At 52.2% G+C, this 23,956-nt stretch carries 19 protein-coding genes, 2 tRNA genes, 3 pseudogenes and 1 riboswitch; of the genes and pseudogenes, 17 read left to right on the top strand and 7 right to left on the bottom strand.

What is annotated here, in order from left to right:
- The first annotated feature begins 16 nt into the window (after nt 1-16).
- The 5 genes from argJ (at nt 17) to PGY33_RS06975 (ending at nt 5,351) form a co-directional block, all read left to right on the top strand.
- Nucleotides 17-1,225 carry a bifunctional glutamate N-acetyltransferase/amino-acid acetyltransferase ArgJ gene (gene argJ, locus PGY33_RS06995; protein ID WP_270477867.1) on the top strand — a complete coding sequence of 403 codons (1,209 nt, stop codon included), beginning with the start codon at nt 17-19 and terminating at the stop codon, nt 1,223-1,225.
- A gap of 35 nt (nt 1,226-1,260) precedes the next feature.
- On the top strand, nt 1,261-2,133 hold the full coding sequence (gene argB, locus PGY33_RS06990) for an acetylglutamate kinase (RefSeq protein ID WP_118729825.1): 873 nt from the start codon (nt 1,261-1,263) through the stop codon (nt 2,131-2,133).
- Nucleotides 2,134-2,198: 65 nt separating this feature from the next.
- The gene (locus PGY33_RS06985) at nt 2,199-3,380 is read left to right on the top strand and encodes an aspartate aminotransferase family protein (RefSeq protein WP_270477865.1); all 1,182 of its coding nucleotides are present in this window, start codon (nt 2,199-2,201) and stop codon (nt 3,378-3,380) included.
- Between the two features lie 113 nt (nt 3,381-3,493).
- Nucleotides 3,494-4,408, top strand: coding sequence for an ornithine carbamoyltransferase (gene argF / locus PGY33_RS06980; protein WP_118480132.1), 915 nt, complete (start codon nt 3,494-3,496; stop codon nt 4,406-4,408).
- 109 nt (nt 4,409-4,517) lie between these two features.
- A riboswitch (FMN riboswitch) is annotated at nt 4,518-4,649 on the top strand.
- 90 nt (nt 4,650-4,739) lie between these two features.
- Nucleotides 4,740-5,351 carry an ECF transporter S component gene (locus PGY33_RS06975; RefSeq protein ID WP_118480130.1) on the top strand — a complete coding sequence of 204 codons (612 nt, stop codon included), beginning with the start codon at nt 4,740-4,742 and terminating at the stop codon, nt 5,349-5,351.
- A 210-nt stretch (nt 5,352-5,561) separates the two neighbouring features.
- Here the strand turns inward: PGY33_RS06975 and PGY33_RS06970 are convergent.
- Nucleotides 5,562-6,754, bottom strand: a pseudogene (locus PGY33_RS06970) (IS256 family transposase).
- Between the two features lie 263 nt (nt 6,755-7,017).
- Here PGY33_RS06970 and PGY33_RS06965 point away from each other — a divergent pair.
- The 3 genes and pseudogenes from PGY33_RS06965 to PGY33_RS06955 all read left to right on the top strand — a co-directional run bounded on the left by PGY33_RS06965 (nt 7,018) and on the right by PGY33_RS06955 (nt 12,074).
- Nucleotides 7,018-7,791, top strand: a pseudogene (locus PGY33_RS06965) (transposase).
- A gap of 836 nt (nt 7,792-8,627) precedes the next feature.
- Complete coding sequence (locus tag PGY33_RS06960) at nt 8,628-11,846, top strand: MBG domain-containing protein (protein WP_158575145.1); 3,219 nt, start codon at nt 8,628-8,630, stop codon at nt 11,844-11,846.
- Nucleotides 11,847-11,998: 152 nt separating this feature from the next.
- Nucleotides 11,999-12,074 (top strand) — tRNA-Val (locus PGY33_RS06955).
- Between the two features lie 137 nt (nt 12,075-12,211).
- Here PGY33_RS06955 and PGY33_RS06950 read toward each other — a convergent pair.
- The gene (locus PGY33_RS06950; RefSeq protein WP_118480120.1) at nt 12,212-12,448 is read right to left on the bottom strand and encodes a tyrosine-type recombinase/integrase; all 237 of its coding nucleotides are present in this window, start codon (nt 12,446-12,448) and stop codon (nt 12,212-12,214) included.
- On the opposite strand from PGY33_RS06950, the gene PGY33_RS06945 reads away from it, so the two are divergent.
- Nucleotides 12,347-12,589: a hypothetical protein gene (locus PGY33_RS06945; RefSeq protein ID WP_270477892.1), complete on the top strand. Its 243-nt coding sequence runs from the start codon at nt 12,347-12,349 to the stop codon at nt 12,587-12,589. The genes PGY33_RS06950 and PGY33_RS06945 overlap by 102 nt on opposite strands.
- 174 nt (nt 12,590-12,763) lie before the next feature.
- On the opposite strand, the gene PGY33_RS06940 is transcribed toward PGY33_RS06945, so the two are convergent.
- Nucleotides 12,764-13,132 (bottom strand): S24 family peptidase, encoded by a 369-nt coding sequence (locus PGY33_RS06940; RefSeq protein WP_118480118.1) that lies wholly within the window; start codon nt 13,130-13,132, stop codon nt 12,764-12,766.
- Between the two features lie 471 nt (nt 13,133-13,603).
- Between PGY33_RS06940 and PGY33_RS06935 the strand changes: the two are divergent.
- Nucleotides 13,604-13,840 (top strand): annotated as a pseudogene (locus tag PGY33_RS06935) (ssDNA-binding protein); the annotation flags it as partial.
- A gap of 520 nt (nt 13,841-14,360) precedes the next feature.
- On the opposite strand, the gene PGY33_RS06930 reads toward PGY33_RS06935, so the two are convergent.
- Entirely contained in the window at nt 14,361-14,624 is a 264-nt protein-coding gene (locus tag PGY33_RS06930) for a DUF1653 domain-containing protein (protein WP_118480116.1), read from the bottom strand.
- A 144-nt stretch (nt 14,625-14,768) separates the two neighbouring features.
- Nucleotides 14,769-14,845 (bottom strand) — tRNA-Ala (locus tag PGY33_RS06925).
- Nucleotides 14,846-15,121: 276 nt separating this feature from the next.
- On the opposite strand from PGY33_RS06925, the gene PGY33_RS06920 reads away from it, so the two are divergent.
- Both PGY33_RS06920 and PGY33_RS06915 read left to right on the top strand, forming a co-directional pair.
- Nucleotides 15,122-16,534: a glycine--tRNA ligase gene (locus tag PGY33_RS06920; protein WP_110436756.1), complete on the top strand. Its 1,413-nt coding sequence runs from the start codon at nt 15,122-15,124 to the stop codon at nt 16,532-16,534.
- A 369-nt stretch (nt 16,535-16,903) separates the two neighbouring features.
- Nucleotides 16,904-18,196: an O-acetylhomoserine aminocarboxypropyltransferase/cysteine synthase family protein gene (locus PGY33_RS06915; RefSeq protein WP_117488003.1), complete on the top strand. Its 1,293-nt coding sequence runs from the start codon at nt 16,904-16,906 to the stop codon at nt 18,194-18,196.
- A 188-nt stretch (nt 18,197-18,384) separates the two neighbouring features.
- Here PGY33_RS06915 and PGY33_RS06910 read toward each other — a convergent pair whose 3' ends face one another.
- On the bottom strand, nt 18,385-19,101 hold the full coding sequence (locus tag PGY33_RS06910) for an NAD-dependent protein deacylase (RefSeq protein WP_110436758.1): 717 nt from the start codon (nt 19,099-19,101) through the stop codon (nt 18,385-18,387).
- A gap of 116 nt (nt 19,102-19,217) precedes the next feature.
- Nucleotides 19,218-19,739: a nitroreductase family protein gene (locus tag PGY33_RS06905; protein WP_117488007.1), complete on the bottom strand. Its 522-nt coding sequence runs from the start codon at nt 19,737-19,739 to the stop codon at nt 19,218-19,220.
- Nucleotides 19,740-19,920: 181 nt separating this feature from the next.
- Here PGY33_RS06905 and PGY33_RS06900 point away from each other — a divergent pair, with 181 nt between their 5' ends.
- The 5 genes from PGY33_RS06900 to PGY33_RS06880 all read left to right on the top strand — a co-directional run bounded on the left by PGY33_RS06900 (nt 19,921) and on the right by PGY33_RS06880 (nt 23,955).
- The gene (locus PGY33_RS06900; protein ID WP_118359433.1) at nt 19,921-21,525 is read left to right on the top strand and encodes an ABC-F family ATP-binding cassette domain-containing protein; all 1,605 of its coding nucleotides are present in this window, start codon (nt 19,921-19,923) and stop codon (nt 21,523-21,525) included.
- Nucleotides 21,525-21,890 carry a DUF2752 domain-containing protein gene (locus tag PGY33_RS06895; protein ID WP_270477856.1) on the top strand — a complete coding sequence of 122 codons (366 nt, stop codon included), beginning with the start codon at nt 21,525-21,527 and terminating at the stop codon, nt 21,888-21,890. The genes PGY33_RS06900 and PGY33_RS06895 overlap by 1 nt, the downstream gene beginning before the upstream one ends.
- A gap of 155 nt (nt 21,891-22,045) precedes the next feature.
- The gene (locus PGY33_RS06890) at nt 22,046-22,492 is read left to right on the top strand and encodes an NfeD family protein (protein ID WP_270477855.1); all 447 of its coding nucleotides are present in this window, start codon (nt 22,046-22,048) and stop codon (nt 22,490-22,492) included.
- A 12-nt stretch (nt 22,493-22,504) separates the two neighbouring features.
- Complete coding sequence (locus PGY33_RS06885) at nt 22,505-23,428, top strand: SPFH domain-containing protein (RefSeq protein WP_117488011.1); 924 nt, start codon at nt 22,505-22,507, stop codon at nt 23,426-23,428.
- A gap of 152 nt (nt 23,429-23,580) precedes the next feature.
- A complete protein-coding gene (locus PGY33_RS06880; RefSeq protein ID WP_442861226.1) occupies nt 23,581-23,955 on the top strand; it encodes an ArsR/SmtB family transcription factor in 375 nt (124 codons plus the stop codon).
- Nucleotide 23,956: the final 1 nt, after the last annotated feature.

The following is a 23,956-nucleotide window of genomic DNA, read 5'->3' as shown; positions in this document are numbered from 1 at the left end:
AGCAGGGAGAATTATTATGAAAATTATCGAAGGCGGCGTTTGCGCCGCAAAGGGCTTTAAGGCGGGCAGTGTGCGCTGCGGCGTCAAGGAAAGCCGCACGAATGACGATACCGCGATCATTTTCAGCGAATGCGAATGCACCGCGGCTGCCACCTACACGATGAACCGCGTCAAGGCGGCTCCGCTGTATGTTACCATGGAGCACCTCGAGGACGGCGTAGCACGCGCGATCGTTGCCAATGCGGGCAACGCGAACGCCTGTGCACTGGACGGTATGGAGAACGCTCGCCGTATGGCGCAGGCAGCGGCCAAGCTGCTCGGCGTAGCCGAAACCGATGTTGCCGTTGCATCCACCGGTGTGATCGGTCAGCGCCTCAACATCGAGTGCATCGAGGAGCACTTGCCGGAACTGGTTCTGGAGGACAACGCCTCCGAGAAGGCAAATCGCGCCATCATGACCACCGATACCAAGCCCAAGACGGCGGCTGTTGAGTTCACCATCGGCGGCAAGACCTGCCGCATCGGCGGCATCTGCAAGGGCAGCGGCATGATTCATCCAAACATGGGCACTATGCTGTCCTTCATCACGACCGACTGCGCCATCACGCATGAAATGCTGACTGACGCACTGCAGGAGAATGTCAAGAAAACCTACAACCGCGTAACGGTTGACGGCGACACCTCCACCAACGATATGTGCATCGTGCTCGCAAACGGCATGGCCGGCAACACGCTCATCGAGTGGCAGGACGAGGAATATCAGGCGTTCTGCAAGGCACTCAACGAGGTCAACACCCGCCTGGCACGCCAGATCGCCGCAGACGGCGAAGGCGCAACCAAGCTGGTTACCTGCACCGTTAAGAACTCCCGCTCCGAGGAAGCAGCTGAGCGACTGGCTAAGGCTGTTGTCGGCTCCAATCTTGTCAAGGCGGCCATGTTCGGCGCAGATGCAAACTGGGGACGCGTGCTGTGTGCAATGGGTTATTCCAAGGCACCGTTCCGTCCGGAGTACGTTTCTGTGGCGTTCGAGTCCGCTGCAGGCAGCGTAGCAGTCTGCGACAAGGGTGCTGCTCTGGATTTTGATGAAGATCTGGCGAAAAAGGTGCTCTCCGAGAATGAGGTTACCATTGCGGTTGACGTAAATGAGGGCGAGGACAGCGCTACTGCATGGGGCTGCGACCTTACTTACGATTATGTGAAAATTAACGGAGATTATAGAACGTAATCGCTGCTTATAACAGGATAAAGGAACGAATTAGTATGGATACTCAACTTGATGCGGAGCTGCGCGCCAATATTCTGGTCGAAGCACTTCCGTATATTCAGGAATATTACGGTCAGACCGTTGTCGTAAAATACGGCGGCAACGCAATGATCAACGAGGAGCTGAAGGACGCGGTCATCCACGATCTGGTACTGCTCAATCTGGTCGGCGTCAAGGTCGTTATCGTACACGGCGGCGGCCCGGAGATCAATGAAATGCTGGGAAAGATTGGCAAGGAGAGCAAGTTTGTCAACGGCCTGCGCTACACCGATCGTGAAACCATGGATATCGTCCAGATGGTGCTGTGCGGCAAGGTCAACAAGGACCTTGTAACCCTGATCGAGAAGGCAGGCGGCCGCGGCATTGGTCTCGGCGGCATGGACGGCGGCCTGTTTCAGGCGAAGCGCCTGACCGACCGCTCGGGTACGGATTACGGCTACGTCGGCGATATTATGGACGTAGACCCGTCTCCGGTTATCGATGTGCTGCAGCAGGGCTATATTCCGGTCGTTTCGACCGTTGCACAGGGCATCGACGATGAAACCAACTACAACATCAACGCTGATACAGCAGCCAGCAAGCTGGCAGTTGCACTCGGTGCAAAAAAGCTGATTCTGCTGACCGACGTACGCGGTCTGATGCAGGACATTAACGATCCGGACAGTGTCATTCACCGTCTCAAGGTGTCCGAGGTGCCGAAGCTGGTGCGTGACGGCATCATCAAGGGCGGCATGATCCCCAAGGTAGATTGCTGTGTTGAGGCAGTCCGCAAGGGCGTTGAGCGTGCCACCATTCTGGACGGCCGTGTCAAGCATTCGATTCTGATCGAGCTGCTTTCCAAGGTCGGCGCAGGCACTATGTTTCAGTAATTGAGAATTGAAAATGGAGAATGGAGAATGATTCGCTCCGTATCTCCAATAAAAGGTGATACCCTATGACTTACAATGAATTAAAAAGAGAAGAAAATAAATATGTAATGAACACCTATGGCCGTTTCCCGATTGCACTGGACCACGGCGAGGGTGCGACCCTGTGGGACGTTGAGGGCAAGAAGTACATCGACCTTGCTTCCGGCATCGGCGTAAACTGCCTTGGTTATGCCAATCCGGCAATCATTGACGCGATCGATAAGCAGGCGCACAAGCTGATGCATGTTTCCAACCTGTTCACCACCGAGCCGATGGTTCAGGTTGCCAAGAAGCTGGTAGAAAAGACGCATCTGGGCGGCAAGGTATTCTTTGCCAACTCGGGCGCCGAGGCAAACGAGGGTGCCATCAAGCTGGCGCGCAAGTACTCGTTCGACAAGTATGGTGAGGGCCGCTTCAAGGTGCTGACGCTCATCAACTCCTTCCACGGACGTACCGTAACCACGCTGAAGGCCACCGGTCAGGAGCGTTTTCACAACTATTTCTTCCCGTTTACCGAGGGCTTTGATTACGCGGCTGCCAACGACATCAAGTCGGTACGCGCAAAGGCGGACGATATGACCTGCGCCATCATGATGGAGCTGATCCAGGGTGAGGGCGGTGTCCTGCCGCTTGACCGCGAGTTCGTCAAGAAGGTAGAGAAGCTCTGCCGCGAGAAGGACATGCTGCTTATCATCGACGAGGTGCAGACTGGTATCGGCCGTACCGGCAGCCTGTTTGCTTTCCAGCAGTACGACATCAAGCCGGACGTTGTCACCATGGCAAAGGGTCTTGGCGGCGGCATGCCGATCGGCGCTGTCATGGCGGCGGATACCTGCTGCAACGTCCTGACGCCGGGCACGCACGCGACCACCTTCGGCGGTACGCCGATTGTCTGCTCCGCAGCAAACGTCGTGCTCGATACTGTCGGTGACGGCCAGTTTCTGATGAAAGTGCGCGAAAAGGGCGAGTACCTTCGCAACGGCATCCTGTCCCTTGGCTCGCCGAATATCAAGGGAGTGCGCGGCATGGGTCTCATGCTCGGCATCATCGTTGAGGAAGGAAAGCACTCCGTGTTTGCCAATAAGCTGATCGAAAACGGCGTTCTGGCGATCACCGCCGGCAAAAATGCCGTTCGTCTGCTCCCGCCGCTCACCATTTCGAAGGAAGAAATGGATGAAGCACTCGCTATCATGGCAAAGGTATTTTAATCAAAGGTTTTGACAATTAGTAATTAACGTGATTATCGCACTGGTGCAGCAGCACCCAAATAATTACTAACTACTAATTATTCATTGCTAATTTGCAGAAAGGGTTTATTACAATGAAGCATTTACTGAAACTGCTTGACTGCTCCACCGAGGAGATCATCGGTCTGCTCGATCTGGCGGATCAGCTCAAGTATGAGAGAAAGCACAACATTTCCCATCGTCACCTGGAAGGCAAGAGCCTTGGCATGATCTTCCAGAAGTCCTCTACCCGTACCCGTGTTTCTTTTGAGACCGGTATGTATCAGCTGGGCGGTCAGGCACTGTTCCTGTCCAATCGCGACCTTCAGATCGGCCGCGGCGAGCCGGTACAGGACACGGCCCGTGTGCTGAGCCGCTATCTGGACGGCATTATGATCCGCACCTACGAGCAGAAGGAAGTAGAGGATCTGGCAAACTACGGTTCTATTCCGATCATCAATGGTCTGACTGATTTCTGCCATCCGTGTCAGGTTCTGGCAGACCTCATGACCATCCGCGAGAAGTTTGCCGTTCTTGAGGGTCTCAAGCTGTGCTACATCGGCGACGGCAACAACATGGCAAACTCGCTGATCGTCGGCGGCCTCAAGACCGGCATGAAGGTTTCCGTCGCAACGCCGGTGGACTACCGTCCGGACGCTGAGGTTATGGCATTCGCAGAGCCGAATCCGAACTTCTTCATCACCGATGACCCGATGAAGGCTGCTGAGAACGCAGACGTTGTTATCACTGATACATGGGCGTCCATGGGTCAGGAAGCCGAGAAGGAAGTCCGCATGAAGGCATTCCAGGGCTATCAGGTCAATGATGAGCTGCTGGCTGCTGCAAAGCCGGGCTGCATGGTGCAGCACTGCCTGCCGGCCTACCGTGAGCAGGAGATCACCACCAAGGTGTTCGAGGAGCACGCAAACGAAATTTTCGAGGAAGCAGAAAACCGCCTGCACGCACAGAAGGCCGTTATGGTTACTCTGATGAGCAGCAAGGAAGACTGATTTCTGATAAAAAGCCGCTTTCGCAAGGGAAGGCGGCTTTTTTGTTTTTTCTTGCTGAAGTGTTGACAAGTCCTTTACTGGCGACTATAATAGCAGTATAAATAAATTAGTTCTGTTTCAGGGCGGAGTGAAAGTCTCCACCGGCAGTATACAGGCTTCGAGCCTGATAGTCTGCGAGCCGCAAGGCATGATGGGTTAGAATCCCAACCGACGGTTATAGTCCGGATGAGAGAAACAGATGTACCTATCGCTACGTCTGTATGCCTCTGGAGCAATCCAGGGGCTTGTTTTATTTATGGAACAGGACTCCTGAAAGGGAGAAAAAACAGCAATGACAAAAACCAGCAAAATCACCTACACCGCAATTTTTGCGGCTATCGCAACCGTACTGATGTACTTTGAATTCCCGATTCCGTTCATGCCGCCGTTCCTCAAGGTGGATCTGTCCGGCGCGGTCGTGCTCATCGGTGCGTTTATTTTCGGCATCGCTCCGGCGATCACGATGATCGGCATCAAGGACATTATTCATCTGACCCAGACCCAGACCGGCGGCTCCGGTGAGGTCGCAGATTTCCTGATGCTTTCCACGCTCATTGTTATCGCCGTGCTGCTGTACCGCGGTCACAAGAGCCGCAAGATGGCTGTCCTCGGCTGTGCAGCCGGATCGGTCGCTATGGCCTGTGTCGGCATGCTGACCAACTATTTTCTTATCATTCCGTTTTATTCGCAGGTTATGCCGCTGCAGGCTATCTTTGATGCATGCAACGCGATCAACCCGTATGTGACCGGCATGCAGGGCTATCTGCTGCTCGGCGTTCTGCCGTTCAATCTCATCAAAGGCGCAATCCTGACTGCGATTACCATGCTTGCCTACAAGAAGCTGAGCGTGTTCATCAAGTCCAAGCAGATCGAATTGCACCACTCCAGACAGCGTGTCGGCTAAGTAAAAAACGAAGGTGCTCTCCAGCAAACGGAGAGCACTTTTTGTTCAATAATCGCAAACAGTGCGGCAACATCTATGATTTCGCCAAAGATCTGTATACGAATTGACAAAATGCGTGGCCAAGATTATATCACATGCGTGCATCTAATAGACTCGGTCCCGTCAAGATTTGTGCGCAAAATTGTTTGCAGATTCTCCGGCTGAATGAAGTCAGCCGGCAATGAAGGCGTCGTCCAGCGCCGTCTCCAAGTGCTTCATGTTCATATATTTTTTGCTGCCCCACTGCGTGCCCACTACATGGCGAAGCCGGGCGCAGACCAGCATCAGAGCAGAGTTGCCGTCAGGGAATGTTCCCACCACACGGGTTCTGCGGCGGATCTCTCGATTCAGCCGCTCAATCACGTTGTTGGTACGGATGCGCGTCCAGTGCCCGCTGGGAAAATCGCAGTAGGTCAGCGTTTCCTTGATACCGTCCTCGACCTTCTTGGCAGCCTCCTTCAGCTTCATGGCGCGCAGTTCGGCGACGACTGCTTTAGCCTTGTCGCGGGACGCCTTTTTGCTCTCCTGCGCGTGGATCGCCTTAAGCATTTTTGCCACAATTTTGACCTTGGATTTAGGCACAACAGAGAAAACATTGCGGTAGAAATGCACCGTGCAGCGCGGGTATTTGGCGTCCGGGAACACCTTGCCCACGGCCTCCAGCATCCCCATGCACTTGCCGCCGACGATGAATTTTACGCCGTCCAAGCCGTGTCCGCGGAGCCACTGAAAGAAGCTGGCTTATCTGGTCTTGTCCTCTTTCATTCCCTCAGCGGCGCCTAAAACCTCATGGAAACCGTCATCATTCACGGCGATTGCCACCCAAATGGCTACATTTTCATACTCTCCGCCCCAGTTGCGGTGCAGATAGATGCCGTCCACGTAGACATACGGATAGCGCCCGCCCTGTAACGGGCGGTTGCGCCAGTCCTCGATATGGACGTAGGCTTTCTTGTTCGGTTCACTGATGATGGCGGGCGAGACCTTGCTGATCCACAGCGCCTCGGTGATGTCCTCTACCCGGTGCACGGAAACACGCCTGCCAGGTACATCTCGATGAGGGATTTCTTCACGTTACTTTCCCGGCGGCGATACCGCTCGATGATGGCAGTCTTGAAGGATACGCCCTTGAGTCGCGGCATATGGAGCGTGACGTCACCAGAGGCGGTGGTGAGATTCCGGTCATAGTGGCCGCTGCGGTAGTCCTGACGGACCTCGCTGCGCTCGTAGCGGGCAGCCTGTGTCAAGGACTCCGTCTCTTTTTCCAGCAGTTCGTTCAGGGTTTCCTCCACGCTGCTGCGGACCAATTCCTTGATTTTCTCCTTGATAATTTCCTCATTCAGCTGTACAATTCTCTCGGACATAGTTTGTTGTCTCCTTTCAGAATGGTGTGTGGTAACTTCATTCTACCAGAGCCTGCAAACTATGTCTTCTTTTATGCGGTTTTCAATTTGCGCAACTTATTGTACCTTATCATATGAATCAGGAAGAATAGCATGGATTTATGGAGAAACTAAACGATAGTGCATAATCAAGTTCGCAAAAGCAAACAGAGAATGGACAAGCCATCAGGGCTCCTGTAAAATGATGGTTGTCGAAAAAATCATGATGTAAAGGAGAGACCCTAATGGCTCACAAAAAGAATACCACAAATCTGACAGAATTGCTACTGCAATGTGTGACGCAACCGGATCCGATGCTGAGTATGGCTGGAATGGCTATGCACAGAGCTGATGGAGGCAGAGGTCGATCAGCAGCTGGGAGCAGAGAAGAGCCAGCGCACGGACGGCAGGAGCGGATACCGCAGCGGTTATCGTCCTCGCCGTTTGGATACCTGAATGGGCACGATGTACCTCATGGTGCCCAAGGTTCGTCAGGGCGGCTATATTCCGTTCTTCGTCAATCGCTCCCTCGCTGATACAGTATACCCGGTTCTCCGGGTGGACGCACTGTGCGAAAAAGTTCGTGTAGATGGCAGAATTGTCAGCATGGCGATACTTATCGTGTGCGGTGTGGACGAAAATGGCCGCAGAGATATTATCGCGCATATGATGTGATCGACTCCTATGCCAAACGCTTTCCGAAAGCGGTTCAGTGCCTTGAAGACGGATTGGAAGATTCTCTGGCCTTCTATGCATTTCCAATGCTGGATGCGTGAAAAATCTCATCTTCCAACATGATTGAGAGATTGAATCGTGAAATCCGGAGACGTACCAGCGTGATTGGAATCTTTCCGAATAAAAGTTCCTATGTTCGTCTGGTGACAACGTATCTCATGGAATACGCCGAGGACTGGTCTGCTTCCAGAGTAAATATACAGCGCTCGTGTTTTTCGTCTTATTATTGCTCATCAACGGCGCAGCTCTGTGAAAAGCTTCACGGTGTTTTCTTGCACTTATAGAATATTTATACGAAACACAGATAAATGAACGCATAGTCATTAAACGAAAAATATTAGACAGTATATATGGAAATGACATAATAGAGAATTGGTAGTCGTTTTTAAGATAATAACATAAATATGCAAATATGAATATTCTGCCGAATAAAAGGCACACTGCATAAGCGGATGAGACACGAAGAAACAGACTAACGACTGGCTGTGCCCTTATGGAAAATGCTGAATATTAAGTGTCGAATTTTGTCGATTAAAATATTGACGCATGCGAAACCTCATGGTAAGCTGAATAAAAATATGTGTGTTCTCTGCGAAAAATTGTGCAGAGTGCAGTGAACGAAGCGCACGCAATCGTCAAATCCCAGCTTGCGGGTCAGGAGGAAAACGTGAAACGTCTTAAAACGGCATTTTCGGCGGCCTTGGCGCTCTCGATGGCGCTCGGCATGGTAGTCGTTCCTGCAGGAGCGGCCGACGGTACTTATCAGAATGCGGTTTATCCGGAACGGATATGTAGAAAGGCTCAACCAACTACATCAATCCGAATCAATCGAAATGGTACACCCGTAGTTGAAAAGTCGATTACTGTTTCGATTCCAACTGGTGATGAGCCATACAAGGATATGTATACGGCGGATGCACTTTTCCAGGATCTGACGGTCAACCGCGAAGCAACATGCAATATTTCATTGCATGCAGAAGATAAAACAATAGTGGACGAAAACACGAATAATGGTGTCACATTTCGTAGGGAAGAAGAACCAAATAAGCAGACAAACAAAATAGATGTGCACTGGGACATGATTGTTACTTGTAATGCAAAAGCAGGGCAAACATATCATATGAAAGCCGAGTGTAATGGTTTATCTGACGAACTCGAGATTGTTTTAATCTCAGAAGAAGGTTCAAAAGAAGAAACACCGATTATAGACTGGATTACGTCGGCTAAGGGCACATACGGCCAGACCTGGAATGAAATGGTTGATGCTTCCGGCTGCAGTGCAACGCTGAATGGCACAGAACTGCCCGGCACATTCGAGGTCGTAAACGGTGATACCGTCCCGAATATCGGGGACAAATATCGGCTCAAATTTGCGTCGGAGGACGGCAAGTACATCGTGGAAAGCGAGGAGTTTTCTGCAGAAATCCAACCGAAAGCGCTTACAGTTACGGCGGAAAGTGCAGAGAAAGTGTACGATGGCGAACCTCTGGTGAGAAATTCATACATGGCAGACGGGCTGGTAAACGGCGATGAAATTACCCAGGTTATAGTATCTGGAACACTGACCGATGCTGGAGAAATGTCAAATGTGCCAAGTGACGCGAAAATAAGCAGAAATGATACAGATAAGACGGAAAATTATGCAATTACTTACGTCAATGGTACGCTGAAAGTTACTCCGCGGGATATTGCGGACGCGCAGATTGATATGAAGCAGACCGAGTATGTGTATAACGAAAGTGTGCATAATCCTAAGCCGATCGTTATGATAAATGGCAAAGAATTGTTAAAAGGTACGGATTTTGAGCTTTCCTACGCTAATAATGTAAACAGAGGTACGGCAACGGTGACAATTAACGGTAAGGGTAATTACACCGGAAAAGTTGAGGAAACGTTCCAAATCACGCCGAAAATGCCGGAAAAGGACGTGGATTACAAGGTTGTATTGCCTGCGGATCCGATATATGACGGCAAGCCTCGTGAGGCGTCTGTGTGGACGAGAACAGGCGTTGGCGAGGTCACAGTTTGGTACAACGACAGCACGGCTTTGCCGGTTCATGCCGGAACTTACAACGTGGCGGTCGAGATTGCATCGAGTGACAACTTTTCTGCGGTCAAACGGATGGATATCGGCAGTTTTTCAATCAATAGGCGCACGATCTCTTTGGATACAACAGCGCTGAAAATTGAAGACAAGACATACAACGGACGCGATGATGATGCGAAGATTAGCGGTCTGGCGTTCAGCAACCTACCGGATGGCGCGGTACTGAGCGAGGGCACGGATTACACACTCGCTACGCGCTACGCATCTGCTGAAGCCGGCGAGAGGGACGTGACGATTACAGTTACACTTGCGAATGAAAATTACACGCTGAAAGACGGAAACTGCATCGTAAAAGGTAAAATCCTGCCTAAAACAGTCGAACTTGTTGTAATTGCGAAGGATGCAGTTTATACCGGCCTGCCGTACAGCGAGGGCAATCTGACCTGCTCGAGCACATCCGCGCCGACGTATCGCTACTACGCCGACAGCAACGGCGCAAAAAGCAATCAACTGGACGGTGCACCGATCAACGCTGGAACTTACTGGGTGGAAGCGTATGCGCCGGAAACGAGCAGTACGGCTTCCGCAACCTCGCAAGCGGTTCGGTTTCATATTGAAAAAGCGCCGCTGTGTATTCGTGCTAAGGGTAAAACCATAACCTATGGAGAAACGTTAAGTGATAATGGTGCGGAAATCAATGGATTCGTGAACAATGAGAACGAAAACGTGCTTTCGGGTCTGAACTATGCGTTTGACTATGCGCAGTTTAGCGATATTGGAACTTACACAATTATTCCGATGGACGCAAAAGCCGAAAATTACAAAATTACATACGAAAACGGCGTGTTGAACGTACAGCCGAAGCCTATTGAGATAAAATGGAACGGCGAGAGTGTTTTCTATTATGATGGTACGCCGAAGTTGGTCACGGCAGAAGCGATTGGCGCGGTGAACGGAGATGCGCTTACTGTCATAATCGAGGACGGCAGCCGGACCGAAATCGGGTCGTACACCGCACGCGCGGTCGCTCTGGCAGGCGGAAAGGCGGGCAACTATGTGCTGCCCGAGGCACAAACCTTCTCGTTTCAGATCAAGAAGGCACTCGAGATGGCAGATGTCACGCCGAGTACCGTTACTGCCGTAATCGATGGCCTGACGATTCGACTGACCGGCTTTGCGACCGAGCCGATCACGGTTTCTGCGCCGGATGCCGTGGCCGCGGGCGATACGCTGATCATTCATGGCGTGACGTACACGATCGACCGTTCTGCAGTGGATATGCGCCGCGCGGAGATCGCGTTCGTATTTGCGGACAGCAGTACGCAGACTAACGTTTACGGCGCGGGAGATATCGGAACGGCATTTCCGGCCGACAGTAAGCGCGGATACACGTTTGACGGGTGGAAAATCGGTGATAAAACGTACACGACGCTGACGGAGGAAGCACTTACTAAACTGAACGGCACGCAGACTGCAGCACCGGTGTTCACCGCTCAGCAGAGTGGAGGAACGAGCGGCAGTGGTGGCGGCGGTCCGGTCCGCACGCCGACCGGTGCGGTGACTGCGGCTAAGAGTGAGCACGGCGAGGTCTCGATCACGCCGAAAAACGCAGCCAAAGGCAGCACAGTGATGATTAAAGCTGTGCCAAAGAAAGGCTATGCTCTCAAAACAATCGCGATTACCGACCAGAGTGGCAAGCCGGTCGCAGTGACGGAGAAGGACGGTCAGTTTACATTCGTCATGCCTGCGTGCAATGTCACGCTTACGCCTATTTTCGAGAGACAGCCTGCTCAAAATGTGAGCTTCGATGACGTCAAGCCAACCGAGTGGTACGCCGATGCCGTGCACTGTGTTGTGGAAAAGGGTCTGATGAGCGGTACAGGTACGGATGCGTTCTCGCCGGATGGCACGACCACGCGCGGTATGCTGATGACAATTCTCGCACGGTACGCGGGTGCGGATACGACCGGCGGTGCAAGCTGGTACGAGAAGGGCATGGCGTGGGCGCAGTCGGCAGGCATTTCGGATGGCTGCGCGCCGGAGGCTGGAATTACACGAGAGCAGCTCGTCACCATGCTGTACCGCTATGCGGACGCTCCCGAAGCCGGCGGCACACTGGATGCCTTTACGGATGCGGATATCGTCAGCGCTTATGCGGCTGATGCCATGCGATGGGCGGCGGCGAACGGAATCGTCAACGGCTCGCACGGCAGACTGAATCCACAGGGGAATGCCACCCGCGCACAGGCTGCGGCAATGCTGATGCGGTTCTGTGAAAAGATGGAACAATAATACATTGCACCGCGCATGCCGGAGAACGCTGTGCGCGGTGTAAATTTTCGGGTCTAAAATTTTTTGGAGTTTTTTCAGAAAATGTGTTGACAGATTCGTAATTCTGTTATATACTAAACAAGTCGTCAGGGATGAGACGACAACGACCCGATGGAAGTTTAGCTCAGCTGGGAGAGCATCTGCCTTACAAGCAGAGGGTCACAGGTTCGAGTCCTGTAACTTCCACCAACATGAAACCCTCTAAACCGTACGGTTTAGAGGGCTTTTGTTTATTTCAACTTTTTATGCACTCTACTCGGTTGACGGGTAGAGTGTACTTTTTTGTAAAATGCGCTGCATCAGGCTATTTTCGGCTGTTTGATGTGTCACCTGCTTCCGACGGATTTCTTCTTTGCCTTGCGCTGCTGTGCGTGCTGGAAGTTGATAACCTTGAGCGATGCCTCGGCAAAGGCATCGACGGACAGGTGAGTGTAGATCTGCGACGTCATGGCAATCGACTGGTGACCCGGAAGATCCTTTGCGACATTAAGCGGGACACCGGCGGACTGCAGGTCGGTCGCATAAGTGTGTCGCAGGCAGTATGGCGTGAGATCATCGGCCACAACGACGTTTCCTGGTCGATTGCGCCGATAGCCATCTGTGCGCCCATATCGAGATCAAGCGCCTGCTTGAACGAGCGCCACATCTGCTTCATGGACGTTTCGGTGTGCGGTCTGCCGGTAGTCGGCTGCGTAAAAAGATAGCCGCTACTCTTTTCCTCGACCTTGTGCCAGAGATCGCGCGCGGTCTTTACCCGGACGGAGTACCGCTTGCCATTATAGCTAAACGTTTTGCGGAAACATCCGTCTAATGTGTTTGTTTTTATTGCAAAACATCTTTGGTTGTAAAATAAGAGGGTAGAATGCACTCGCTAACGCTCATCGGTTGCAGCCGGTGGACGTAATTTTTATATTTAGAACGCGCGTATCAGTACGCGCGGGATACCGATAATACGGTATCTTTCCGGGTCGGTGCCCTCGATCCGTCTGGGCGGGTAAGACGGGGTTCAGGGGTGCAAGCTCCAGCCAATCCTCGCTCTGAGCGTAGTTGATGCGTTTGATGGTCATTTCGTCATCGCCATAGCTGATGATTCCGATTTCGCCGCTGTGGTTCATGGTGTTCTGCTTGAGCACCAGCACGATATCACCATCACGGAAATCAGGATACATACTGTCACCGCGGACATGCATAGCGCAGAAATCCTCCGGCTTGCGGCCCTTGAGATAGGTGTCGGGAACTTCGACCATTTTCTCTTTTGATTCGTTCTCCTAATGTCAGAACAAACACCCTTACTTTATATCAAACATTCGATTGCTTGTGATTAGTGTACCACCTGTGTGATTATAAATCACACAAGGAGGTGTGAAACATAAACGCCTGAACCTATCAGAAACTCCGTCTTTCCCGACAAGCACAAAGCCAAGCGCATAATCGGCGCACCGAGAGCGTCCGGCGAGCATCGCGTGATGTACTATCTTGGCTACGCTGCGACCGACATCGTCAAGCGGCGTATTGGCATTGTACGATAAAATGCACAAGAAAGAAGATTCAATGTAAAACAACAACTTCGCAGCCAATCTGGCTGCAGTCGAGAAGCACAGCTGCGGCATCAAGCCGAGCAAGCGTCTTCACTTCTGCTGGACGGAGGAGCAGCTCGAGCAGCTGACCGCTCTGTGGGATACGGCGTGAAGAACCTGTGGAAGGGCAGCCGTCCGCAGATGCGTTATCCGGTCCTCTATGACGGCGATGGCACCCGCCCGTCCGGTGAGCCGTTCGGCCCGGAGTGCAAGGGTCACTGGGTCATCACCGCCTCCGGCAAGCAGAAGCCGCAGTGCGTGCATATTTCCAACGTCCATGCCGACCTGCTGCCGACCGACGTTTACTCCGGTATGTATGCCCACGTGACCGTCAACTTCTTCCCGTATGATGCTTCCGGCAACCGCGGCGTAGGCTTCGGTCTGGGCAACGTGTGCAAGTCCCGCGACGGCGAACCGCTCGGCGGCCGTGCAAATGCTATACGGCAGCGTACCCCGGTACGCTTTCACAGTTGGTGCGGACGGCACTGGTGCCCAAGTCCGGCTACAAATTCGTGGACGCGGACTTTTTCGCTATCGAGGCGCGTGTGGTTGCGTGGCTTGCGGGCGAGGAATGAGTCTTGCAGGTTTTCTGCACGCACGACAAGATCTGCGAGGCAACCGAAATCCCGTACACGCGAGTGCATTACCAAGAATGAGGTGAACTACATCAAACTGCGGTCGCTGGAACGGGCAGGCTTTATGATCGGGTATGACCCGATTCGCAAGCTGCTGAGCGTCACCGTGCAGGAGCTTGCCGGTCTGAAGGAGCAGACCATCGAGTACCTGCTGCGGTATCAGTACGGCGAGGAGCTCGTGAAGAAGCTGGCGAAGGCTATGGAGAAGTAAAGCGAAACCCCTATGGGAACTGGTTTTATACCGGCTCTCAGAGGGGCTGTTTTTATTCGGTTGGCTTCGGCGTATCTCCATCAAAGACTACATGAGCAAAGCGAAAACGCTGCGTAACATCAGGGTACTTCTCACGATCCACTTCGGAGGCGAACATATCATACGGTCGCGCATAAATTTTGAAATCGCCGTAGAGTGCCTGATAAATTACCAGCGATTCGCCGGTTTCTGTGTGCGTGGCGATGGCAAGAACCTGATATAGTTTGTTTTTGAAGTGCAGGTATTTCTCACTGACCAGAATTTTTCTGGAATCCATTCATATTTCCTCCAATCCTATGTTTTTATTATAACAGAGATGAGGGCAAAGAAAAAGAGCACACCCGCAATCAGGTGTGCTCTATTCTGATGGCTAACGCGAAAACATTCCGAACTACGAAAAAGAGTTCGTATCTTCGCATTATGGTGGACTTGAAGGGGATCGAACCCTCGACCTCTCGGATGCGAACCGAACGCTCTCCCAAACTGAGCTACAAGCCCGAATATATGTTGTCAAGAAAAGTGTTTTGACCAAACTCAACTGAACAGGGAAGACGGAGACTGCTTTCCGCACTGCTTGCAACTGCGCTAAACGCCCAAATGTCAACTTTTTGCAAGCGATTTACCGATCAAACCAAACTCTATTCGTTTAATTCGCTAAACTACCCTTGACAATTATTAATTATAACGGTAGAATAATTTCATGTCAAGCACTTTTTTCGGGTGCAAAGCAAAAACAGCGTGCAGCAGCCAGCTGTGCCAAAAGGAGAATTTAACATGAAAAACAGCGAAAAAACAATGGAAAAGATCGTAGCGCTTTGCAAGGGCCGCGGCTTCGTATACTCCGGCTCGGAGATTTACGGCGGTCTTGCAAACACCTGGGACTACGGTCCGCTCGGCGTTGAGTTCAAGAACAACGTCAAGGCAGCATGGCGCAAGAAATTTGTGCAGGAGAGCCAGTACAATGTAGGTCTTGACTCCGCGATCCTGATGAACCCGATGACCTGGGTTGCTTCTGGTCATGTTGGCGGCTTCTCTGACCCGCTGATGGACTGCAAGGAGTGTAAGGAGCGTTTCCGTGCCGACAAGGTAATTGAGGACTGGTGTGCTGAGAACAACTACGATCTCGGCAAGAGTGTTGACGCACTCAGCCAGGCTGAGATGAAGGCATTCATCGACGAGCATGAGATCGCATGCCCGACCTGCGGCAAGCACAACTGGACCGACATCCGTCAGTTCAATCTGATGTTCAAGACCTTCCAGGGCGTTACCGAGAACGCGAAGAACGAGCTGTATCTGCGTCCGGAGACCGCACAGGGCATCTTCGTAAACTTCCAGAATATCCAGCGCACCACCCGTAAGAAGATTCCGTTCGGCGTTGGTCAGGTGGGCAAGTCCTTCCGCAACGAGATTACCCCGGGTAACTTCACCTTCCGTACCCGCGAGTTTGAGCAGATGGAACTGGAGTTCTTCTGCAAGCCGGGCACCGACCTTGAGTGGTTCAAGTACTGGAAGGATTACTGCCACAACTTCCTGCTGTCTCTCGGCATGAAGGACGAGAACCTGCGTCTGCGCGACCACGATCCGGAGGAGCTGTCTCACTACTCCAACGCTACCACCGATATCGAGTTTATGTTCCCGTTTGGCTGGGGCGAGCTGTGGGGCATTGCAGACCGCACCAATTTCGACCTGACCCAGCATCAGAACACCTCGGGTGTTTCGATGGAATACTTCGATCAGGAAGCAAATGAGAAGTATATTCCGTATGTTATCGAGCCTTCGCTTGGTGCTGACCGTGTTGCACTGGCCTTCCTGTGCGACGCTTACGACGAGGAAGTCGTAGGTCAGGACAAGAACGGTAAGGACGATGTTCGTACCGTTCTGCGTCTGCATCCGGCTCTGGCACCGTTCAAGGCTGCTGTACTGCCGCTGTCCAAGAAGCTGACCGACAAGGCCATGCCGATCTGGCAGGAGCTGGCTAAGCAGTTCTCTGTTGATTTTGACGATGCAGGCTCTATCGGTAAGCGCTATCGCCGTGAGGACGAGATCGGTACACCGTACTGCGTAACCGTCGATTTCGAGACCGAGCAGGACGGCTGCGTAACCGTTCGTGACCGTGATACGATGGAGCAGGAGCGCATCAAGATCGAGGAAGTTGCTGCTTATATCGCAAAGAAGATCGAGTTCTGATTTTTTCGCTGCTGAACATTGATCATCAAAACCGCTGCACAATCCCTGTGCGGCGGTTTTCTTTTATTTGGATGGAGAACAGAAAACACCACCAATAACCTATCGAAAGTGTAGAAATTGAGCCATCGGAAATTGGGCAATTTGCCGGAATGAAAAAGTTTGTCGGAAAGGGTTGACAGAAGAGGGGGAGTTTAGTATAATCATAGCAATCCCAGTGAAATAATATGAATTTAGGAGACGCGGTTATGCGATACTACTTTGAAAAGCTGCTCCGCTCGAATTTCCGATTTGGGCGAATGTGATCCTTCTTTTTAGTACACGAAACGAATCAATCACTTCAAACATGTATATAAAAAGGAGATTATTATCATGGCAACTATCAAGAATACCGAAAACTGGTCCTTTGAAACCAAGCAGCTGCACATCGGTCAGGAGACCGCTGATCCGGTTACCGATTCCCGTGCAGTTCCGATCTACCAGACCACTTCTTACGTTTTCCATGACAGCCAGCACGCGGCAGACCGTTTCGGTCTGGCTGACGCAGGCAATATCTACGGCCGTCTGACCAATTCCACGCAGGATGTGTTCGAGAAGCGCATTGCAGCACTCGAGGGCGGTGTTGCCGCTCTGGCTACCGCTTCCGGCGCCGCAGCGATTACCTACACCATTCAGGCACTTGCTCAGGCCGGCGACCACATCGTAGCACAGAAGACCATCTACGGCGGCAGCTACAATCTGCTGGCACATACTCTGCCGCAGTTCGGCGTTGAGACCACTTTCGTTGATGCACACAATCTGGAAGAACTGGAAGGCGCTATCAAGGACAATACTAAGGCGGTTTACATCGAGACTCTCGGCAACCCGAATTCCGATATTCCGGATATCGAGGCTATCGCAAAGATTGCGCACAAGCACGGTCTGCCGCTCGTAATCGACAACACTTTCGGTACCCCGTACCTCATCCGTCCGATTGAGTACGGCGCTGATATCGTTGTTCACTCTGCTACCAAGTTCATCGGCGGCCACGGCACGACCCTCGGCGGCATCATTGTTGATTCCGGCAAGTTCGACTGGAAGGCATCCGGCAAGTATGCACCGATTGCTGAGCCGAACCCGAGTTATCACGGCATCTCTTTTGCAGATGCAGTCGGTCCTGCTGCTTTCGTAACCTACATCCGCGCTATCCTGCTGCGTGATACTGGTGCTACCATTTCTCCGTTCAACGCATTTTTGCTGCTGCAGGGCACTGAGACTCTGTCTCTGCGTATCGAGCGTCACGTTGAGAACACCAAGAAGGTCGTTGAGTTCCTGACCAATCACCCGCAGGTTGAGCATGTGAACCATCCGTCTCTGCCGAACCACCCGGATCATGCTCTGTACGAGAAGTACTTCCCGAACGGCGGCGCATCTATCTTCACCTTCGATATCAAGGGCGGAAAGGAAGCAGCATTTAAGTTCATTGACAAGCTGCAGATCTTTTCTCTGTTGGCAAATGTTGCTGACGTTAAGAGCCTGGTCATCCATCCGGCAACCACCACTCACTCGCAGCTGACCGCAGAGGAACTGGAGGATCAGGGTATCCATCAGGGCACCATCCGTCTGTCCATTGGCACCGAGAATATCAATGATATTCTGGCTGACCTCGAGCAGGCATTCAACTAAGCTGAATATCGCGTATTCCTATTTTATCTCTTATTGACGAGAAAAGACCCGCTGAAAGCGGGTCTTTTCCTATCTGTACAGCAGTTTCATCCCTTGATGATGGCAAAAATGAGTGCAATTTTATCAATCGGCATAATACCCCCTTTTTCGGTTTGCAGTTTATATAACCGGAAAAGGGAGCTTTATTTTTACAGCTGCGAGAAAACCTCGCCGATTGGCGCGTGAATGACCAGATCAGCACGGCGATCCGCAGGAGTAGGGGACTTATTGACCAAAACCAGCTTATTGCCGCGGTAATAGTCGATCAGACCAGCGGCCGGATACACAGCCAGCGATGTGCCGCCGATAATCAGAATATCAGCCTTGGAGATGTAGTCTACGCTCTTGTTGATCGTGTAGCTGTCGAGTCCCTCCTCGTACAGCACGACATCTGGCTTGATAATGCCGCCGCAGGAGCATCGCGGAATGCCGGTGCCTTTGGCGATATCCTCAACCGGATATGGCTTGCGGCAGCGCATACAGTAGTTACGCAGTACTGAGCCGTGCAGCTCAAGCACTTCCTTCGAGCCTGCCTTCTGGTGCAGACCGTCGATGTTCTGCGTTACAACGGCACGGCACTTGCCCTCGCGTTCCCACTCGGCCAGCTTGAGGTGAGCCGCATTCGGCTTTGCATCAAGAGCCAGCATTTTCGCCCGATAGAAGCGATAAAACTCCTCGGTTTCGCTCAAAAAGAACGTGTGGCTGAGAATGGTCTCCGGCGGGTACTTGTACTGCTGGTTGTATAGACCGTCCACCGAGCGGAAATCCGGAATGCCGCTCTCGGTCGATACGCCTGCACCGCCGAAAAAGACAATGTTGTCGCTGCCGTCGATCCACTCTTTTAATTTAGCAATCTTCTCATCCATGATATTAGCTCCTTTCGTCGCTAATGAATTGAAAATTAAGGTATTTGGCACAGCCGAATGATTTAATGCACGCAAGAATAGCGGCATTTTCAATTCTCAATTTTCCATTGTTTCGATTATTCGGTAATCGAAACTAAGCCCTCATGACGCGGCTTTGCCGGCGTTTCCTTCTCGATGTAGCCGATGGCTGCGGAGCAGACAACAATGTGGTCCTCCGGTACGCCGTACTCGGTCAGCAGTGCACGAACCTCGGGCACGTCGCAGGTCTCGCGCAGCTGGTTGATCCAGCAGGAGCCGAGGCCAAGCTCGGTAGCCATCAGCAGCAGATTCTCCATTGCAGCAGCGCCGTCTACCAGAGCGTGGTGCTCATCCCGCTTGTAGGAAATGATAATGTTGACCGGTGCACCGTAGAAATTGTACTCCGGACCGCGATTGTCTGCCTCAGCAACGGCACGAGCCAGCTTGAGCGACTTCTCTGCATTGTAAATCACGGTAAAGTGCCACAGGTACTTGCCCATGCCGGAAGGCGCCCATTCAGCAGCTTCAACAATCTGCATGATCTGATCCTTCGGCGGCAGCTCGGACTTGAACGCGCGCGTAGAGCGGCGGGACTTGATAACTTCCATCAGGTTAGACATAGGAAAAACCTCCTGAAACAAATAGGGATTGATATTTATAAATATAGTATATAGCATTCTGGGTGCTGTTTCAAGACAACATGAACAAAAATGCGGCTGCATCTGTAAATTATCTGTGAAAACAGCGGTTTGTGTGGTATACTGATTCTAATTGAAAAATAATGCGGGAGGAATCTCTTTCATGATCAATATCAGCGATCTTAGCTTAAACTTCAGCGGCGAGCCGCTGTTCAAAGATGTAAACCTGAAATTTACCCAGGGCAACTGCTACGGTGTTATCGGTGCAAACGGTGCAGGCAAGTCTACCTTCCTGCGCATTCTGTCCGGCGATCTGGACCCGTCCACCGGCACGGTTTCGATTGCGCCCAAGACCCGTATGAGCGTACTCAAGCAGGACCACTTTGCCTTCAACGAGGAGACTGTGCTCAACACGGTTCTCGGCGGCAACGAGCGTCTGCTCGAGGTCATGCGCGAAAAGGATGCGCTCTATATGAAGGACCCGTTCACCGAGGAGGATGGCAACAAGGCTGCCGAGCTCGAGTCCGAGTTTGCCGAAATGGGTGGCTGGGACGCTGAGACGGAGGCCAGTCAGCTGCTGAACGGTTTGGGCCTGGATGCAGATGCCATCCTGTACACCGAAATGAAGAACCTCGGTGACGTCGAGAAGGTCAAGGTGCTGCTGGCGCGTGCGTTGTTCGGCAAGCCGGATATTCTGCTGCTGGACGAGCCTACCAACCATCTGGACATTCAGGCAGTCCGCTGGCTGGAGGACTTCCTTGCCGATTTTGAGGGCACCGTCCTCGTTGTATCGCATGACCGTCACTTCCTGAATAACGTATGTACCCATATCGTTGATATCGACTACGGCAAGATCAAGCTGTATGTCGGCAACTACGAGTTCTGGTATGAGTCCTCTCAGCTGGTTCAGCGCATGATCAAGGACCAGAACCGCAAGAATGAGGAAAAGATCAAGGAACTGCAGAACTTCATTCAGCGTTTTGCGGCAAACAAGTCCAAGTCCCGTCAGGCGACCAGCCGCCGCAAGCTGATCGACAAGCTGTCCGTCGAGGAAATGCCGGCTTCGTCCCGCCGTTACCCGTGGGTAGCGTTTGACGCGGACCGTGAGGCAGGCAAGGACATTCTCGAGGTGCGCGGCATCTCCAAGACCATCGACGGCGAGAAGGTGCTCGACAACGTATCTTTCATCGTGCGCCGCGGTGACAAGATTGCGTTCATCTCGGATAACGAGCTGGCAATGACTACGCTGTTCCAGATTCTTATGGGTGAGATGAAACCGGATGAGGGCAGCTTCAAGTGGGGCGTTACCACCTCGCAGAGCTATTTCCCGAAGGACAACAACGAGTTCTTCGAGGGCCACGAGGAAAACATGCTCGACTGGATCGCACCGTATTCCCGCACGGATACACTGGAATCCACGTTGCGCGGCTTCCTCGGCCGTATGCTGTTCTCCGGCGACGATGTTTACAAGCCGGTTCGCGTACTGTCCGGCGGTGAGAAGGTTCGCCTGATGCTGGCGCGCATGATGCTGTTCGGCTCGAACGTGCTCGTCATCGACCAGCCGACCAACCACCTCGATCTGGAATCCATCACCGCAGTCAACAACGGCGTTCGTGATTTCAAGGGCACCGTGCTGTTTGCTTCCCACGACCACGAGTTCGTGCAGACCATCGCGACCCGTATTATCGAAATTCGTGAAAAGGGCGTTCTGGACAAGGAATGCACCTATGACGAGTTCCTTGAGTTCCGCGAGACCTACAAGGGCTGATGCCGGAGCGCTTTCGGCGCGGTCTGAACGGCCTGCTCGTGCTGCTGATACTGGGTGCGTTGGCATATGCCTTGGCGCTGCTGTTCGGCTGGAACTGTCCGATCAAATACTTGACCGGCGTGCCGTGTCCCGGCTGTGGACTGAGCCGTGCACTTGCCGCTCTGCTCCGACTGGACTTTCGTACAGCACTGCGGTTTCAGCCGATGGTTTTCGTGCTGCCGCCGGTCGTTTTGTACGTGCTGTTTGGCAAAAAGCCGCTTTTCGGCTTCAAAAACCTCGAGCGCATGCTGCTGTGGAGCGTTATCGTGCTGGATATCGCAATTTGGCTGATACGTCTCGCGCTGCATGACCCGCTGATTTTTTGAAGATTTCCCGCTCGAACTGTACTGCACGGTTCGAGCGGATTTTGTTTTATTCGACATTTTGTGCAATATGCAAAGATTAGCCGGAAATTTGATCGGGTTTTGCTGTACTTTTTCGTATGCACATGCTATACTGTTGCCAAAGGAGGGGATAGTTTATGATGTTTGGAATTGACAGCCTGTATATCTGGCTGGCTGTCATTATCATCAGTGTAGCGGTAGAGGCGTTTACACTCACATTGTGCGGCATCTGGTTCGCTGCCGGCGGTGTCGCGGCACTCATTGCAGCCAGCCTTTCAGTCGGACTGATGGGGCAGTGGATTGTGTTCATCGTGTTCTCCGCGCTGCTGCTTGTACTGATGCGTCCGCTCTGCCGCCGTTTTCTCGGCAGCCGGCAGCAGGCGACCAACGCAGATCGTATCATCGGACAGACTGCCGTTGTTACCGAACCGATTGACAATGTTCTGGAGACCGGTGCGGTAAAAATCAACGGAAAGATCTGGACAGCCCGCAGTACGACTGACGCGCAAATTGCAATCGGGACAAGAGTCACGGTTGTGGAGATTCGTGGCGTCAAGGCGATTGTAAAACCGAACCAACTGTAAAGGAGCGTTATTATGGATTATATTATTGTACCCATCATCTGGATTGTGTTGATTGTTCTGCTCATCGCGTTCATTGCAAGCAATATCGTGATCGTGCCGCAGGCGAAGGCGTATGTTATCGAGCGTCTCGGTACCTACCGCGACACATGGAGCACCGGCCTGCATTTCAAGGTGCCGCTGTTTGAGCGCATTGCCCGCAAGGTAACCCTCAAGGAGCAGGTAGTCGATTTCCCGCCGCAGCCGGTTATCACCAAGGATAACGTAACCATGCAGATCGACACGGTCGTGTACTTCCAGATCACCGACCCGAAGCTGTTTGCATACGGTATCGAAAGCCCGATGGCAGCAATTGAAAATCTGACTGCAACCACACTGCGAAACATCATCGGTGATCTCGAGCTTGACCAGACGCTGACCAGCCGCGATATCATCAACACCAAAATGCGCTCCATTCTCGATGAAGCGACCGATGACTGGGGCATTAAGGTAAACCGCGTGGAGCTGAAGAACATCATTCCGCCGGCTGCCATTCAGGAATCTATGGAGAAGCAGATGAAGGCCGAGCGCGAACGCCGCGAGTCCATTCTGGTAGCGGAAGGTAAAAAGCAGTCCGCGATTCTGGTGGCTGAAGGCGAAAAGGAAGCAACCGTTCTTGCTGCAGAGGCGAATCGCCTTGCCAAGATCAAGGAGGCCGAAGGTGAAGCAGAAGCGCTGCTTACCGTGCAGAAAGCACTGGCAGACTCCATCAATCTGCTGAATGAAGCGGCACCGACAGAGCAGGTTATCAAGCTGAAATCCCTCGAGGCATTCAGCAACGCCGCTGACGGCAAGGCAACTAAAATCATTATCCCGAGCGAGATTCAGAGCCTTGCGGGTCTGGCAACCTCATTCAAGGAAGTTATGACCGATCCGAAGCGCGAACAGCCCGAAAAGTAAAAATTACGTTCAAGTCCTGCAGACCGTATCCGGCCTGCAGGACTTTTTTGCATGCAAAATTGTCATTTGTGTCCGACTCGATTCTTGACAGAAGTGGACTGGAATGTTATCATAAGTTGAATAGATATGCACATATTGCGGGAGGGATCAAATTGTCGGCAAAGCATACAGACGCAGAACTGGAGTGCTGCGAGGAGTATATCGTCCATACAGATGCAGTTATGGCAGCGCGCAGCGCAATGCCGGCAGAGGAGATCACTACAGCCGCATCAGATTTTTTCAAAGCGTTTTCCGACAAGACCCGCTTGCGGATACTGGCGGCGCTTGTGTCCGCGGAGCTGTGTGTCTGTGATATTGCATCGCTGCTGAACATGAGCCAGTCCGCGATATCGCATCAGCTTCGTTTTTTGAAGCAGGCGCGGCTGGTCAAGAGTCGGAAAAACGGAAAAACAGTATACTATGCGCTGTGCGATGATCATATTCAGACCATTTTGGCACAGGGAATCGCGCACGTGCAGGAGGGATAAA

The sequence above is a fragment of the Butyricicoccus sp. AF18-9LB genome (genome assembly GCF_027684505.1).
GTDB lineage: Bacteria > Bacillota > Clostridia > Oscillospirales > Butyricicoccaceae > Agathobaculum > Agathobaculum butyriciproducens.
The sequence above is the reverse complement of the archived record's forward strand: the minus strand, read 5'-3'. Positions and strand labels throughout refer to the sequence as shown.